Genomic DNA, 16,455 nt, shown 5'->3' on the forward strand with positions numbered 1-16,455 from the left:
AGACACCCAAGCCAATTGAGTGTCTTTTATTATTATTTTCGAATTTGTCCATTTCCACGAATCACATATTTTGTAGAAGTTAATGCTGGAAGCCCCATTGGTCCTCTTACGTGTAACTTTTGTGTACTGATACCAATTTCCGCTCCGAATCCAAATTCGGATCCATCTGTAAAACGAGTCGATGCATTATGATAAAGTGCCGCGGCATCTACAGAAGTAAAAAACTTGCTGACGTTTTCCTCGTTTTCAGTAATAATTGCTTCAGAATGCATAGATCCATACGTATTTATATGATGAATCGCTTCTTCAACAGTGGAAACCACTTTCACTGCTAGTGTGAGAGATAAAAACTCAGTTTCCCAGTCTTCTTCTGTCGCAAGTAAGATAGAAGAATCAATCACCACTGCTTTATTATCACCACGTAGCTCCACTCCTCTTTCCTTCAAGGAAGAAAACAACTCGCTACCATATTGCTCTGCCCAATTCTCATGAAGTACAATCGTCTCAATTGCATTACATACAGATGGACGCTGTGTTTTTGCATTTATAATAATATTAAACGCCATTTGTTTATCTGCTGTTTCATCAATGAATATATGACAATTTCCCGCACCTGTTTCAAGTACTGGAACAGACGCTTCTCTCACAACAGTATCGATTAATTGTTTGCCACCTCTTGGAATAAGAACGTCTAGATAATCCTTCATTGTAAACAACTGCTTCGCGCTATTTCGCGTTGTATCTTCTATAAGCTGTACGCTTTCTTGAGGTAAGCTTGTTAGTTTGAGCGCTCTGTGAATAACGGCAACGATGGCCTTATTAGAATGAATAGCAGAAGAACTACCACGTAATATGACTGCGTTTCCTGTCTTCAAACAAATTGTAGCTGCATCCACTGTTACATTCGGTCTTGCCTCATAAATCATGCCTATAACACCAAGTGGTACGCGCATCTCCTGAATAGATAGTCCATTTGGCCTTTCCCATGCACTTACACATTCTCCTACAGGATCACGTAATTCAATTAGCTGCTTAATCCCCTCTGTCATATCAATAATACGATTTTCAGTTAGCAGAAGACGATCAAGGAGTGAATCAGAAAATCCTTTTGCCTTACCTTCTTCAATATCCCTCTTGTTTTCTTCTAAAATATAAGCTGTTTCTAATATTAACTGATCAGCTATTGCGGAAAGTGCTTCGTTTTTTTGCTCTGTAGATTTAAGCACAAGCTCTCTAGCAACCTCTTTTGCTTTTATCCCCTTTGCCAACACTTCATTCATTTTTATTTCCTCCTTTTTAAAGTGAAACCCAATGATCCCTATGGATGACTTCATAACTATGTCTCTCGCCTCTTACTTGAATATCTTGGCTTTGCATACCTTTTACATCTCTTAGTTCCTCTGCACTATATGTGCATTGTCCTTTTCCTATTACGCGCCCTTGTTGCGTTACAACCTCTACAACTTCACCCACTTGGAAAAATCCTGATACATTCGTAACACCAGCTGGAAGTAAACTCTTACCATGCTGAATGATGGCAGTAGCTGCCCCAGCATCTACTTCAATTTGTCCGCTAACAAGCGAATGTAAGGCAATCCATTGCTTGTTCATCTTCATTTCTTTTTGAGGAGCATTACCAACATACGTTCCATCACCCTTACCCTTCAAAACATCTACAAACTTTTCCTGTCCACGTCCTGTTCCGATAAATACACTCACACCAAGAGAGAGCGCTGTCTTTGCAGCATCGATTTTTGATTTCATACCGCCAGTCCCAAGTTTTGAGCCAGCATCTCCTGCAAGAGAAGAAATTTCTTCCGTAACTTCAGGAAGAAAATAATATTTTTTTGCATCCGCATTTTTCTGAGGATTTTTGTCATATAACCCGTTCACATCCGTAAAGATCATAAGCATATCCGCCGAAACAAGCCCGCTTACTAAAGCTGACAGCATATCATTATCACCGAACGTCAGCTCCTCTAAGGAGATGGAATCATTTTCATTAATAATTGGAAGAGCGGAGCGGTTTAATAATTCTCCTAACGTAGCGTAAGCATTACTATATTGTTCTTTTCTAGAAAAATCACTTCTCGTCAGCAAAAGTTGCGCAGTAACGATGCCATATTTACGGAATTCCTCCGTGTACGCCTGCATTAACAAACTTTGTCCGACAGCTGCTGCAGCCTGTTTCCCTTTAATCGTTACAGGTCTGCTAGGATATCCTAGCGCTGAAAAACCTGCAGCGACGGCTCCAGATGTAATTAACACAACCTCGTGCCCATCTTCTTTCAACCGAGCCAATGCGGCAACGTGATCTGAAAGCTGTTCTGTAGAGATGCCTCCGTGACTATCTGCCAAGGAACTACTCCCAATCTTTACAACAACTCGTTGTTTTTTCACTTTTTTATCCCCCAAGTCTAAAATCAAAGTTTTTTATAAATTACACTTCATTCACTTTGTAACTATATCTATTCTCATCAATGCTGCAATGAGGTATTTAAGAGCAAAATAAAAATGACCGCTTCGCCCTTAATAAAATAAAAAGGACGAAACGGTCATTGTTCCGCGGTACCACCTTAATTGATATACATAGATATCCACTTGGTGCCTATAACGCAGGCGAACGCCTAAACTTTCATTTAAGACTCAGGGATAGGTTCGATATATTCTATACGAGGAATCTTTCAGCCGGTGAATTCCACTCTCTTTCGCAAGAAGACATATGTACTAGTTCCCTTCAACGATTTTCAATCTAATTTTTTTATATTATGCGATATAGTTCGATTCGGTGTCAAGAGGTATTTTTAAAAATAAATAGAGCCGCAAGTTATTTGTATGAAATTATCGCCCTACTGAATGAAAATACAAAATGATATAAGTTTAACTCATATTCATAAACATAAAACCTTACATTATAGTGTATATATTTACATAATGTCGAATATAATTAATTTTTATCTTTTAGTGTTGCAAAAAGGAATATATTCTCTTAGAATGTTTCTTTATATTGCACAGGGATGTTATTCTTATTCTAAGAAAATAATATCAAACAGATATAATTGATTATAAAAGGAGCAAGATTGAGTTATTATGGATAAACAAATTGGATTCATCGGTTGCGGAAATATGGGAATGGCTATGATTGGCGGAATGATAAACAAAAATATAGTGTCTTCAAATCAAATTATTTGTTCAGATTTAAACACTGCTAATTTAAAAAATGCTAGTGAAAAATATGGGCTAACTACAACTACCGACAACAATGAAGTAGCTAAAAATGCTGATATTTTAATTTTATCAATCAAACCAGACCTATACGCGTCAATAATTAATGAAATAAAAGAAATAATCAAAAACGATGCTATCATCGTTACGATCGCTGCTGGGAAAAGTATTGAAAGTACTGAAAATGCCTTTAATAAAAAAGTAAAGGTTGTAAGGGTAATGCCTAATACTCCTGCTCTTGTTGGAGAAGGAATGTCTGCATTATGCCCGAATGAAATGGTGACAGAAAAAGATTTAGAAGATGTACTAAACATTTTCAATAGTTTTGGTCAAACAGAGATCGTAAGTGAAAAATTAATGGATGTTGTAACATCTGTAAGTGGTTCTTCACCAGCTTATGTATATATGATTATAGAAGCGATGGCAGATGCTGCTGTACTAGATGGTATGCCAAGAAATCAAGCATATAAATTCGCTGCTCAAGCTGTGTTAGGCTCTGCAAAAATGGTACTAGAAACAGGAATACATCCAGGTGAATTGAAAGATATGGTTTGTTCTCCTGGCGGAACGACAATAGAAGCTGTAGCAACATTGGAGGAAAAAGGACTGAGAACAGCGATTATTTCAGCTATGCAGCGTTGTACGCAAAAGTCTGTTGAACTATCTGGTCAAACTAAAAAGTAAAACTGTAAAAGAGATCGCGTTAGCTATGAATTCATATGAATTTAATTAGAAATTCACTACATGATAAACGGCCAAACTCATATATAATTGAGTTTGGCCGTTTCAGTTTTAATTATATTAAAATAATTTTATTCAAATCTTCTTTACAGGTTCTGTTTTATCCCTTACCTATTCCCTACTATGATTGTGTAATTTTATTAGAAACTAATAATTTTTCAATGCACTTCGGTAACATATCTAATAGCGTTTCAAATGCGTAGTTTACATCTAGACGTTCTGTCCATTGATGTGCATCTTTTCCTACCGGCCCCATATTTAATACTGGAACATCAAACTCTTCTAATTCCTGAAGCGGAATTGAATAACCTTTATCCCATAATGGCATATTGTCTACAAGCGAACTCATTGAATCCAGTGGATACTGCAAGCCTACATAACTTAAATCTGAAATCCCCCCAAAATAATTTTGGTTTTCAAATGTAATTTTATGATTGTAGTGTGCATACTTTTCCATTTCTACAACTACCTCTTTTATTAAAGGATTGTTGCGTGAACTCACAGCTGGATAGTACGGCGGAGCGAAGAAAAGTACAATCATCGGTGCCTTTTCTTTACATAAAATCGCTAATTTATCTACTAAATCAATGGTTACCGCACGATCATCTTTATCTCCTCTATTTTTTATAATATTAGATTGAATATGATTTATTTTTCCTCGTCCATGTTGCTCAATTGCATATGTGATAAGCTCTTCATAAGTTAATACATTTACTTTGAGATTAGGTGGTATAAATGGATTATATTTAGAAAAACGATATGCATGTTTTTCATACGACTCTTCTATTTTCTCTGCTACTTTCGTTACTTTTTGACGTAACAATGAAACTACATCTGTCATTGATTTTTCTAATAAAAACAAATTAAATAATGTAACTGCACGATGCGGAATTTGTACAGAATAATCCTCTTTTAAGTCCCTTTGAAGTAAGTTAGTTGGCGGAGGACTCGCTTCCCCTTCTACAATATCACAAAGGTCTGTGTTTAACTCTAATTCTGCTGTTATTAATGAAGCCATATAACTCCCATTTAACCCTGCAAAAGGTTCACCTACATGTGTCTCTTTTCCGTAGCAAAGAAAACCAGGTAACACTTTACCAATAGAGCCCGTGTAAATATACTTATTTTGGTCACCAGGATGTCTTGAAAACATAGGCTCTGAGTTTAGTACCGTTTTATACTCTAAATCATGTTCTCTTGCTAACTCTAGTAATCTTGGAACAGCAGCTCTCATCCCTACAGAGTTTACTTCTTCATCTGGTACAGCCAATAAAAGAACATTCCCATCAAATCTTTCTTCGCAAGCTTGCTCAATCATTGCCATTTGTAATGCGAGGCCGCATTTCATATCCATTGTTCCTCTACCAAACAGCCATTCTCCATGTTCTATATCTTCACGTACATGGTCTGGAAGTTCATCTTTATGAGAATAAAACATAGATGTTAACTTTTTAGGATTAAATGCATCTTCTTTCCACATTCCGTAATCTTGTACATCTACAACATCAAAGTGACTTACTAGAATTACAGTATTTTTTGTACTATCGCTTTTCTTTACTAGTGCTGTAACAAAATATCGTCCGTCCCCTGTCGGATTTTTTTGCAAATGGTGCGGGTTTTGTTTGAAATACTGTAAGTCAGATAATTGTTCCACAACAAAGTCTGGCAATATTACTTCAGCTTCTGAACCGGTAATACTAGGAATTTCAACAAGACTGCTTAATAATTGAACCAATTGTTCTTTTGATTGCCACTTTGACATATAAATCCCCTATTTTCCGCATTATGAAAACTAATTCCAGTATATGAATAAAAAATGACGACAGCTATCAAAATTATAGTTCTGATGTACTGCCGATTTTTATTGATATTTCATGAGCCGCTTGTTTTACCTTGCTAATAAGAAAAGATAGTCGATCATCATTAATACGATGACTAATTAACCCAACACTTAATGCTCCTACTACTTTATGATTAAATCCGATAATAGGTGCAGCTACTGAAGCTGTCCCTTCTGTTTTTTCACCATAACTGACAGCATATCCTTCATTTTTTATTTGCTTTATTTGATTAAGAAGAATTTGCTTTTGTTCTGGTAATGAAGGAAGTAAATACTCTACAATATGTTCCATTTCATTCGTTTTCATATTGGCAAGCATCGTTTTATTTGCAGCACCAATTGAAAGTGGAATTTGTTCTCCTAGATTATCGATAACTCGAATTTTTAAAGGACTATCAATTCTTTCAATGATAATAGAATGTGTTCCGTTTGGAATATTCAAATAGACACTTTCTTCCACTTCAGAAGCCAAACGTTTCATCACTTCTCTTGCAACAGATCTATAGTCTACCTTCTCCAATTGACGCAACCCTATTTCCATCCACATTGGTCCAATTTTGTACTGTTTTGTCTCTGTAATTTGTGTAACTAACCCATGCTCCATTAGAGAGTTAAGTAATCTATGTACTGTACTAACCGGGAGATGTGTTCCATCAGCTATATCAGAAATAGCCCAATACTCTTTTTCATTTGTAGAATTCAATAATTTAATAATACTTATCGCTCGATCAATGGACTGTACCATAACTCGCCTCAACTTTACTCGTAATATGTTAGTACGCTTAATTAACTATCAATTTAGCAAACATTCGAAATGAAATCAATCTATTTATTTAATTTTCTAACAATAAAAACATATCACTAACAACGAATTGAAAACGCAAACAAAAAAATATTGACTTTTCTTTTTAATTATCTGAAAATTATAACAATATTTCACATCACGGAATACATTCCATAATACGGAAAAACATCAAACGTTATTCTATCAACTACGAAAGTGAGGAAAACAATGGCGCAAGTAAGCAATACAAACAATGAATTAAAACGTACGATGAAAAGTAGACACTTATTCATGATTGCACTCGGTGGTGTGATTGGAACCGGGTTATTTAACGGATCTGGCTTTATTATAAGTCAGGCTGGACCTGGTGGATCCGTACTTGCCTTTATTGCTGGTGGATTATTAATGTATTTCGTTATGCTATGTCTTGGTGAACTTGCTGTAGCCATGCCTGTTTCAGGTTCCTTTCAGGAATATGCTACTAAATTCATCAATCCTGCAACTGGCTTTACAATCGGATGGTTGTATTGGTTAAGCTGGGCGAATACGACCGGTCTTGAATTTACAACTGCCGGTATTACAATGCAGCGCTGGTTTCCTGATATTCCTGTTTGGGTTTGGTGTTTAATATTTGGCGTTACCATCTTCACTATTAACGCATTATCTGCTCGTAGTTATGCAGAAACAGAATTTTGGTTTTCAAGTATAAAAGTATCTGCCATTATAGCTTTTATAATTCTTGGTGGCGCCGCTATGTTCGGTTTTATTGATTTAAAAGGCGATGAACCAGCTCCACTTCTTTCAAATTTCGTAAATCATGGTGGTTTATTTCCGAATGGACTTGCAGCTATTCTATTAACAATGGTTACAGTCAATTATTCCTTCCAAGGTACAGAGCTTGTCGGAATCGCAGCAGGTGAAAGTGAAGATCCAGCAAAAACTTTACCTCGTTCTATTAGAAATATTATATGGCGCACAATGTTTTTCTTCGTCTTAGCAATCTTTGTTCTTGTTGCTTTAATTCCTTGGGAAGAAGCTGGATTAACAAAGAGTCCATTCGTTGCTGTTTTTGATAATATCGGTATTCCATATGCAGCTGATATTATGAACTTTGTTATTCTTACTGCTGTTCTTTCTGTCGCAAACTCAGGACTATACGCTGCTACTCGAATGCTTTGGTCTTTATCAAAAAACGAAATGGCTCCAGCATTTTTAAAGAAATTATCATCACGTGGGATTCCTCTCAACGCTTTAATCATGACAATAGCTATTTCTGCTTTTTCTCTTTTGACAAGTGTAGTAGCTGCTGAAACTGTTTACTTGTGGCTCATTTCAATTTCCGGAGTCATTACCATTATTGTTTGGATGTCAATTTGTGTTTCTCAATTCTTTTTCCGCAAACATTATTTAGCAGACGGCGGAAAATTAGAAGACTTAAAATTTAAAACGCCACTTTATCCACTCGTACCAATTCTTGGTTTTGGATTGTATGGCATTATATTAATCAGTCTTATTTTTATCCCAGAACAACGACTTGGAATCTATTGCACTGTCCCATTTATCATCTTTTGCTACACTTACTATCACTTTAAAGTTAAGAAAAGAAATTCTACTAACACTCATAGTGAAACTAAAATTAGCGAGACTTCGTAATATTTGACTATACATAAAAGACTACACATGGCGTTTCACTTCATGTGTGGTCTTTTTTCATCATTTTAATATGATTTCATCTGAATTTAATGAATATATCCCCTTTCCTACAAAAGTAGTAGAGTGTTCATTTAAACACTTACTACCTCAGTGGGATTTATCACATTCCAATTTCAATATAATAGTAAATAGGTATATCGGATATAGATGTACATTACTAGGCTTATACATATTTCAACTTTAGAATTATATTCACTATTGAATTGGTAGTTACCAATAAAGAAAGAAAGAAAGGAATGATCATAATAATACAGAACATATACGAAACTCATTTACATGTAAGAAATTTAGAGAAGGCAATAAATTTCTATCAAAACAAGCTAGGATTAACGTTAGCAAGAAAACTCTCCAAAAGAAGAGTGGCTTTCTTTTGGGTCGGAGAAAATAAACAACAAATGCTTGGACTATGGGAAGTACATAACATTGAAGACTTTGAGCCGAGACATTTTGCTTTTGGTGTAAATTTAGAGTTTTTAATGACTTCTAAAGCGTGGCTAGAGGAACGTGGAATAGCAGTGATAGGAAGTCAAGGAAAAGGAAATCAAGAGCCAATTGTCCAAAGGTGGATGCCTGCTGCAAGTGTATACTTTCTAGATTGTGATGGAAACAAATTAGAATTCATTTCTATGTTACATGAGAATCCAGATGAATTAGAATATGCGTCCTATTTAAGTGTATGGAATGCGGAACACCAAGAAAAATGAATGGAATTTTCGTTCAAGTCTTTTCTTATTTTTGGATATAATGTTGTACGATCCCCCCTTTTACTATGAATTTGTTAACATAATGCATTTACTGTCATCTTATATTTGTACTTACGTACGAGCAATTCCTAATCTGCTTCAATTACAATTTGAATTATGTAAATTTTCCTCTTATCTGGTCTGGCATCTACTCTTTAAACACAAACTCCCCTTAAATCGAAAATGATTAAGGGGAGTTTTATATACGATGCAATTATAGTTCAGATTTCACTCGAACAGAAACATTATTTTTAATTATATTTTTGACATCTTTAAAGCTAACAAAATTGTTACTTTTCTCATCCCAAAGACGGAAACGTAGTGATTGTAAGCTTGTAGCAAGCGTAATCGTTGGTACATTTTTTAACGGAAGCGTATTATTGTGTGCCTCTTCTAGTTTATAGTTAGGTACCCTTGGGCTTAAATGGTGAACATGATGGAATCCAATATTACCAGTTAAGAATTGCAAAATTTTAGGAAGCTTATAAAAAGAACTTCCTTCCACTGCCGCTTTCACATATTCCCAATCTTTATCCTCTTCAAAATAAGAATCTTCAAATGTGTGCTGTACGTAAAACAGCCAAATCCCTACTGAACCTGCTATTAAGAATATAGTACCATGTACTAACAGAAACGATTGCCACCCAATTGCCCAGCAAAGTATAGCTACTACAGCAACAATTATAATATTCGTCAAATAAGTATTCATACGTTCTTTCTGCCTTGCACCTTTTCGGTTAAATCTATTTTTAAGCAAGAAAACATAAATCGGACCTAATCCAAACATAACGAATGGATTGCGATATAAGCGATATGCTAAACGAAGTCTAAATGGTGCAGCTACATATTCATCAACTGTAAGCGTCCAAATATCCCCTGTACCCCTCTTATCCAAATTACCACTCGTAGCGTGGTGAATAGAATGTTCATGCCCCCACTGATCAAATGGGAATAATGTTAAAACACCCATACACGTTCCAACTATTCTATTTGCACGTCGACTTTTAAAGAACGAATAATGGGTGCAATCATGAAAAATAATGAAAATTCTTGTCATAAATCCAGCGGCTAACAGTGCTGGAACTAATGTTAACCAATAAGAAACTGACAAACTTTTATAAGCAAGGTACCATAAAATAATAAATGGCACGATTGTGTTGATCAGTTGCCAAACACTTTTTTTAATCGTTGATTTTTCAAAAGGAGCAACTTGTTTTTTTAAATTTTTAGTATTTTCTAAGGTCATTGTTCTAATTCCTTTCCTTTTTGTTGCTAATTCATATTATAGCACACTATTAGTATCAGGTGTTAAAAGTAGCTATAATAAATATTATATACTATGAAAATCTCTTTTTTTCTTACTCATTACTTACAAATTACTTACGCCCAAAATAGCTTCTATAATTGGACAGGCGGAGTATTTTATTTATAAAAGAAACTTCGAATTTTTCCAATAAGTACATAAAAAAACAGCAAGTTTTTTCACAAGAAGAAAAAAGCTGCGATAAGTCAGTTTCACCGACTTATCGCAGCTCCTCTTCGTTTTACCTTATTTTATCGATGAAGCCACACTGCACCTGCAGACTTGTCTTCAGCTTGGCCTACCACTTCAAACTTCAGTCCTAGTTTCGGTAACTTACGTCCTGCATCAGGAATAATGCTGTTGATGTATTGCTTAGAATCATCAAATTTTGCCACTCCTGGTAATCCTTTATAATCGAAGATACCGCGAGTTGGTGAATTTACTTTCCATGCTGGTGTTTGATCAAATGAGAATGCCGCATCGGCAATTTGGTAACGCGTACTGCTCTTCACAGTAGGTTGTCCGTTTAATGTCCCTACAATTGCCTCTGGATGAGAATCTACTACTCCTAAGAACCCTTCACCTGGATGAACGCCTACCCAGTTATCTGTAAAGCTTTGATCCGCATACCATACAACCATTCCTGTATTAAATACTGGGCCACGTGCATGTTGTAACGCAGTGTCAGAACCAGCGTAATTTCTCCACTCTACATAGTAATTATGTTTTTTCTGTTCAAATCCGTTAGACACAGTAAAGCCTTTTAACGTCATTGCTGGCTGACCTTCTGCATCATCAGAGAAAACAACTTTTCCATCTACAGTTAATGCTGCATTATCTAACGCAAACCCTTTATAAGCTACTGCAATATCTGTTAAGTACTCAAATTGCAGTTTTACTTTTTTTCCTTTGAATTGGCTTAAATCGTATGATTTATCAACCCACTTACCATCAGTTGTATCCGCGCCGCCTTTTACATCTTTTTCGCCCATTCTATCAATGCGTGTCTTCGTTCCATCTTCTGCAATCGCATATACGTCAAGGAAATCATACTTCGCTTCAAGTTCGTAAAATGCCTTATAATCGAACTTAGCATCCTTTGCATTTGTTAAGTCAAATACTGGTGTCTCAAGTGTTGTATGAATGTCATTTCCTTTTGTACTGTAATAGAACTTCTTACCAAACGCTGATTCGATATTTTTTATATCTTTGTCCGGCAAGTTAACACGAACGATTCCAGGTCGTTTAGATTTTGTAGTACTTTGATCTACATATGTCGCAACACCGATTCCTTTGCTAAGTTTGTCATAATCTACTTCAAGGATATTCGCCCAGTTCCCCTTCATATTCTTTTGGAAAAATTCTTTATTTTGTGGTGAGAAACTCGTTGGCTCTGTTCCTGCAATTTTTCCAGCCCAGCTACCACCACTCATAATAGACCATGACTCAACAGGTTCACCTTGTCCTGAGTACTTTGTATCATATTCATCTGGTAAGCCTAAATCATGGCCATACTCATGTGCAAACACACCAACTGCCCCGTCTTCAGGCTCGATTGTATAATCATATGCAGCCATCTTTCCGCCCCAGTTCGAAACAGAAGATTTCGTGCCATCAATTGCATATGGTTTTGAACCTAGTTTTGAACGATGTGACCAAATCGCATCATCTTTCAATTTACCGCCGCCAGCTTCTTGACCAACGCCAGCATGTACAACCATTAAATGATCAATAATGCCATCTGGCTCATTTTTATTTCCATCACCATCTTGATCGTATTGATCAAATTGGTCATAGTCTGCTAAATTGATTCCTTTTGCTACCGCTGCTTTTAATGCTTCTTTCACAAAATCTTTTGGTCCTAAAGGCCCCTTGTTATCATGCCCAGTACCCGCATCAGCACCATAATCTGATGCTTTTCCTGGAACAGTAAGCCATTCTGTTACAGTCCCATCAACTGTGTAGCTACCACCAGATTGTTCTTCATAATATTGCTTAAATGTGTTAATCTTCGATCCATCAAATAAAGTAAATGGTTCATCACCAAATAACATTTTTTGATAATGTTCACGATTAAAGTCTTTAGAATACATGTATCCTGGCTCTTGATCAATATTGTTATGCTTAAAATCGCTAAATTCTACAAGTAAAACAAGTACTTTATCTTTTCGAACAGCTCCATTGTATTCTTCTTGCTTCGCTGATGTAGTAGGTACTTTTCCATTTAATTTCCCAGGGTTCAATGCTGCACTTTGTCCAGCTACTGGGCCTACTTCAGGCTGCTGCGCCTGTTCATTTTCCTTCATTTTTGCATCTTTTACTTTTTTCATAAAATCAGAAGCTTCTTGCGTAAGACTATCTCCTGTTAAGATTTCTTTCCCAGGGTTTTCCCCTTTCTTTTTCTCAACATATTTTTCGACAGCCTTTGACGTCTCAGCTTGCGATGCAGATTGATCAATTACCCCCCGTTGTTTTAGCGCTTCAGCCAAACGCTCCTCCGGTATTAAGTGCTCATCTATTGGTAGAGATGATGTTTGTGTCTCAGCATACGCTGCGTGATCTCCAAAAGCAAACGTACTACTTAGTACTGCTGCTGTTGTTAATACCGCTAATGGTTTTAATTTCTTTTTCTTTTTCAATGTATTTCCTCCCCAGTGTCTGCAAATTATCGTTTTTTGCCGATAACAACATAATATTCGTTATAATACGAATATTCAATCTTTTTCAACAAATAAAATGTTGAGAAATATTTTTTATGCAGGGGGAAATACATAAGATAGAAAAACAAACTCACCTATAAATAACAGTGAACTTTTTTAGTAAAAATAAGAATTAAATATTTTCTATACTACTTAATCTATGGGTTACCATATTACTCACTAATCTCATTATTACAAGCTAATAGTGGTTCGTACATCATTATAGCGTGATTCTCTGTTACATATTGATCTTCTATTAACTGTTTCTGTTGATTATATACTTTACGTTGAATCACATTATGTCGTATATAACCGCCCCAGTATGCCGGTTGAATTGAGTGTTCTTTCTCATACACTTCATATTGATAAAGTTGCGGATAGACTGTTCTCCATTCACCAACTAAATGTTCATCTGTCATATAAAGGTGAAGTTGATACGGTTGGTCCGTTTCATTTTTAATTTGCAAATCCAAATAGTTATAGGAACAAGTCGCCCCACTCCCAAACGGTTGAGTTCGCCTAGAGTCAGGAAAGACATCAAAGCTATGACGATATCGTTCTGTTACTGTCAGTGGTGTATGTAAAGTCATCCAATATATTAAATTCGAAAGCTGACAAAGACCTCCTCCAATACCTATTTGAAAAGATCCGTAATGTAATACCATACCTTCTACATACCCTTTTTTCCTCGTTGGCTTACCTATTAAACGCCAGTAAGAAAATGTTTCTCCCGGTCTAATGACGATACCATTTAGTTTTTTAACAGCAATTTTCAAATTAACAACCTTATTCTGTTGATACCACATATCTACATCTTTGAGCTTACGAAGTAATATCGTTTGATGCTGAATTGCTGTACAAGGTAGCTTTTCTTGTTGGAACCTTTTTGCATATGTTTTTCCGTCTGCTAACCACTGAATGTACCTCTTTGTAGAGTAATACCACTTCCCTAGCATAATGCGATACTTAGACCGCTGTTTAGGACGTAAGTGCACTATATTCATTTTATTCCCTCTCTCTTTCTTCAACTAAATTCTAATATATTTCTAATTCAATAAACTACAGTTTTCTTAGCTGCATAATAATTTCCGCAAAAAAATAATAAATTTACTCTAGTGGAGATTTTATTTTGATGATTGCTTTATAATTATATGAAACTGCGCTTCAATACAATAAATTGAAATAAACATATTATAAATATAACGGATAACCTTAAATAAAAAATAATGAACATTAAAGAAATTCTAAAGTATTAATATATTTTTCGTAAATATTAATTGATAACACATTAGACTTTACTATATGTATAACTTCTTATTCTACAAAACGAAATTTTTTAATGTAAGAAAAAAATATAATTTCCCTTTAACATTTATACAAGTCTCATATGGAAAACTTTACAAAACAATTCGAACACTTATATTTAGAATAAACACAAAAAATTGCCACCAGTTAGCTTAACTGGTTGGCAATTTTTTAACGAGAATGCTCTACAAATAGTTGAATTGCTTCTTCTGGTACATAGCACTTTCCATTACTCTCTACAATAATACTTTTTAATTCATACCCTTTACCATTGATACGAATTATATTTTTGTTACCAAATAATTGTGCTTCTACTTTATTATGTTTTACTACGAGTAACGGGTTTGCTCCTTCGGTTTTGTCGGCTGTTACAGTTGCACCGATTTTCTTAAAGGCTTGTTCACTCTCTAAAAATATTTTATTCGTTACTTCTTCTAAGTTAAAGCCCATCGCTTTCGCCATCGTCTTCGCAATGTCTGTATTTTGGATTAAGCCTTCTGGTTTTTGAGGTCCATAAGAATGTAAGAATACATCCTCACCTGTATGTCCTCCTGTCGTAAAGCCGATATTTGCACGATTAGCCAATAATGTAGTAAGAATTCGTCCTACATCCATTTTCTTTTTTGCCGCTTTTAATTTTTCTTTTTCATCATGAGTTAGATTATCCAAACCGTATAGTTTAGCTACATCTTCTACATTTGATAAATCAGATTTCAGTTTATTTATAGTTCCTTCAAGTGTCATTTTCGCCTTTTTCAATGGATCAATGTATGCAGAAACCGGTGTAGTATTGTATCCTTTTGTCGTATTCCTATTCCCTATAGAGATGCCGCTGTTACCATGATCAGTTAAAGCGATGAGCATCGTATCCCCATCTTTCTTCGCAAATTGTAACGCCTTTGCTACCGCTTCATCAAATGCCAATATATCACTAATCATCCCAATTGGATCATTAGCATGGGCTGCCCAATCAGGCTTACTACCTTCTATGAATAAAAAGAAGCCATCTTTATCTTTTGATAATGTTTGAATTGCTTTTTCTGTCATTTGAGAAAGTGTTGGTTGTTCTGGGTTTATTGCTATACGATCCATATCAAACGCAAGAGCATGATGTGAGAAAGAGCCCCAAATTTTATTAGATTTGGAGTTCAATAACGCATCTTTCGTTTCAACGAAATCGTATCCTTTGTCCTGAATCACCTTCACTAAATTTTCACCATCTTTTCGGATTCCATTACTTTGCATAGGTAGCAGCGCTGCTTTTCCCCCGCCTAATACGACATCTATATTTTGATATACTTGCTGCTTCGCAATTACGTCAAATTGCTTGCGATTGACATGGTGAGCCGAGAATCCCGCCGGAGTAGCATGCTGAATTTCAGATGTAGCAACAATTCCAGTTGCACGACCAGTACGTTTTGCCCCCTCTAATACGTTTGCGACCGGCCGTAACTTGTCCTCTTCTTTTATTGGCTCTAAGCTAGGCGAACTTACAATAGAAGGTAATACACCTACATATCCTGAATTTGATTTATTTCCAGTTGCTAATGCTGTTGCTGCTGGCGCTGAGTCTGTAATAGCTGATTCCGCCGAAAACGTACGAACTCCTCCTGTTACAATTTGATCTAACGTAAGCGGTGCCCCTTTATACCAGCGAGCCAATGTTGTCGCCGTTGAACTCGTTCCGTCCATAACCATCATAATTATATTTTTAGGCTGGTGTTCTATTTTTTTCACCTTAGCTTTGGCCGCATGATAATTCATCATACTTTCCGTACTTAATACGCTTACTATTATAGCTGCCACTAATAGCAACTTTTTCATCTTCACACCATAATTCAACATGATTGTTCCTCCATAAACTTTGCATTCATTTTAAATACACACTATTTCCTTTTCCATACCAAAACCTACATATGTTTTATTAGTTCCCAATTCTCATAAAGCTAACAATAGTTACTTTCCCTTTCTTTCCTTTATTAAATATCGGTATGTATCATCTATCTTATAAAAAAGATTTAACATCCTTTTCATTAATTACTTGTTTAACAATAAATCCTCGATCAAAAGAAATAAAAATTTATTGTTAAACAATAAATTTC

The 16,455-nt window shown here is 35.6% G+C and carries 11 protein-coding genes and 1 other annotated feature; of the genes, 3 read left to right on the top strand and 8 right to left on the bottom strand.

Annotated features, from left to right (window positions below; genetic code table 11):
- Positions 1-32: 32 nt before the first annotated feature.
- Both MR112_RS14840 and proB read right to left on the bottom strand, forming a co-directional pair.
- A complete protein-coding gene (locus MR112_RS14840; RefSeq protein ID WP_048656539.1) occupies positions 33-1,280 on the bottom strand; it encodes a glutamate-5-semialdehyde dehydrogenase in 1,248 nt (415 codons plus the stop codon).
- Positions 1,281-1,296: 16 nt separating this feature from the next.
- Positions 1,297-2,400 carry a glutamate 5-kinase gene (gene proB / locus MR112_RS14845; RefSeq protein ID WP_006924529.1) on the bottom strand — a complete coding sequence of 368 codons (1,104 nt, stop codon included), beginning with the start codon at positions 2,398-2,400 and terminating at the stop codon, positions 1,297-1,299.
- A gap of 139 nt (positions 2,401-2,539) precedes the next feature.
- Positions 2,540-2,750, bottom strand: a binding site (T-box leader).
- A 340-nt stretch (positions 2,751-3,090) separates the two neighbouring features.
- On the opposite strand from proB, the gene proC reads away from it, so the two are divergent.
- Positions 3,091-3,909 carry a pyrroline-5-carboxylate reductase gene (proC, locus tag MR112_RS14850; protein ID WP_000360723.1) on the top strand — a complete coding sequence of 273 codons (819 nt, stop codon included), beginning with the start codon at positions 3,091-3,093 and terminating at the stop codon, positions 3,907-3,909.
- A 178-nt stretch (positions 3,910-4,087) separates the two neighbouring features.
- Here the strand turns inward: proC and MR112_RS14855 are convergent, their stop codons facing one another.
- Together MR112_RS14855 and MR112_RS14860 are read right to left on the bottom strand one after the other, a co-directional pair.
- Positions 4,088-5,728 (bottom strand): M20/M25/M40 family metallo-hydrolase, encoded by a 1,641-nt coding sequence (locus MR112_RS14855; RefSeq protein ID WP_000049572.1) that lies wholly within the window; start codon positions 5,726-5,728, stop codon positions 4,088-4,090.
- A 73-nt stretch (positions 5,729-5,801) separates the two neighbouring features.
- Positions 5,802-6,551: an IclR family transcriptional regulator gene (locus MR112_RS14860; protein ID WP_000250758.1), complete on the bottom strand. Its 750-nt coding sequence runs from the start codon at positions 6,549-6,551 to the stop codon at positions 5,802-5,804.
- Between the two features lie 267 nt (positions 6,552-6,818).
- On the opposite strand from MR112_RS14860, the gene MR112_RS14865 reads away from it, so the two are divergent.
- Positions 6,819-8,243, top strand: coding sequence for an amino acid permease (locus MR112_RS14865; protein WP_000079991.1), 1,425 nt, complete (start codon positions 6,819-6,821; stop codon positions 8,241-8,243).
- A gap of 305 nt (positions 8,244-8,548) precedes the next feature.
- On the top strand, positions 8,549-9,007 hold the full coding sequence (locus MR112_RS14870; protein WP_025687456.1) for a VOC family protein: 459 nt from the start codon (positions 8,549-8,551) through the stop codon (positions 9,005-9,007).
- A gap of 253 nt (positions 9,008-9,260) precedes the next feature.
- On the opposite strand, the gene desA is transcribed toward MR112_RS14870, so the two are convergent.
- The 4 genes from desA to MR112_RS14890 form a co-directional block, all read right to left on the bottom strand.
- Positions 9,261-10,292 carry a Delta(5) desaturase DesA gene (desA, locus tag MR112_RS14875; protein WP_000171504.1) on the bottom strand — a complete coding sequence of 344 codons (1,032 nt, stop codon included), beginning with the start codon at positions 10,290-10,292 and terminating at the stop codon, positions 9,261-9,263.
- A 308-nt stretch (positions 10,293-10,600) separates the two neighbouring features.
- On the bottom strand, positions 10,601-12,988 hold the full coding sequence (locus tag MR112_RS14880; protein WP_242245084.1) for an immune inhibitor A domain-containing protein: 2,388 nt from the start codon (positions 12,986-12,988) through the stop codon (positions 10,601-10,603).
- Between the two features lie 233 nt (positions 12,989-13,221).
- On the bottom strand, positions 13,222-14,052 hold the full coding sequence (locus MR112_RS14885) for a VanW family protein (RefSeq protein ID WP_242245085.1): 831 nt from the start codon (positions 14,050-14,052) through the stop codon (positions 13,222-13,224).
- A gap of 472 nt (positions 14,053-14,524) precedes the next feature.
- Complete coding sequence (locus tag MR112_RS14890; protein WP_000935913.1) at positions 14,525-16,198, bottom strand: alkaline phosphatase; 1,674 nt, start codon at positions 16,196-16,198, stop codon at positions 14,525-14,527.
- Between the last annotated feature and the right edge of the window lie 257 nt (positions 16,199-16,455).

Source organism: Bacillus cereus group sp. BfR-BA-01330 (genome assembly GCF_022663885.1).
GTDB classification, from domain to species: domain Bacteria; phylum Bacillota; class Bacilli; order Bacillales; family Bacillaceae_G; genus Bacillus_A; species Bacillus_A cereus.

Excerpts from the sequence above, each read along its gene's own strand:
- MR112_RS14840 (WP_048656539.1), bottom strand. The coding sequence starts at position 1,280 with ATGAATGAAGTGTTGGCAAAGGGGATAAAAGCAAAAGAGGTTGCTAGA.
- desA (WP_000171504.1), bottom strand. The coding sequence starts at position 10,292 with ATGACCTTAGAAAATACTAAAAATTTAAAAAAACAAGTTGCTCCTTTT.
- MR112_RS14865 (WP_000079991.1), top strand. The coding sequence starts at position 6,819 with ATGGCGCAAGTAAGCAATACAAACAATGAATTAAAACGTACGATGAAA.
- MR112_RS14855 (WP_000049572.1), bottom strand. The coding sequence starts at position 5,728 with ATGTCAAAGTGGCAATCAAAAGAACAATTGGTTCAATTATTAAGCAGT.
- MR112_RS14860 (WP_000250758.1), bottom strand. The coding sequence starts at position 6,551 with ATGGTACAGTCCATTGATCGAGCGATAAGTATTATTAAATTATTGAAT.
- proC (WP_000360723.1), top strand. The coding sequence starts at position 3,091 with ATGGATAAACAAATTGGATTCATCGGTTGCGGAAATATGGGAATGGCT.
- MR112_RS14885 (WP_242245085.1), bottom strand. The coding sequence starts at position 14,052 with ATGAATATAGTGCACTTACGTCCTAAACAGCGGTCTAAGTATCGCATT.
- MR112_RS14890 (WP_000935913.1), bottom strand. The coding sequence starts at position 16,198 with ATGTTGAATTATGGTGTGAAGATGAAAAAGTTGCTATTAGTGGCAGCT.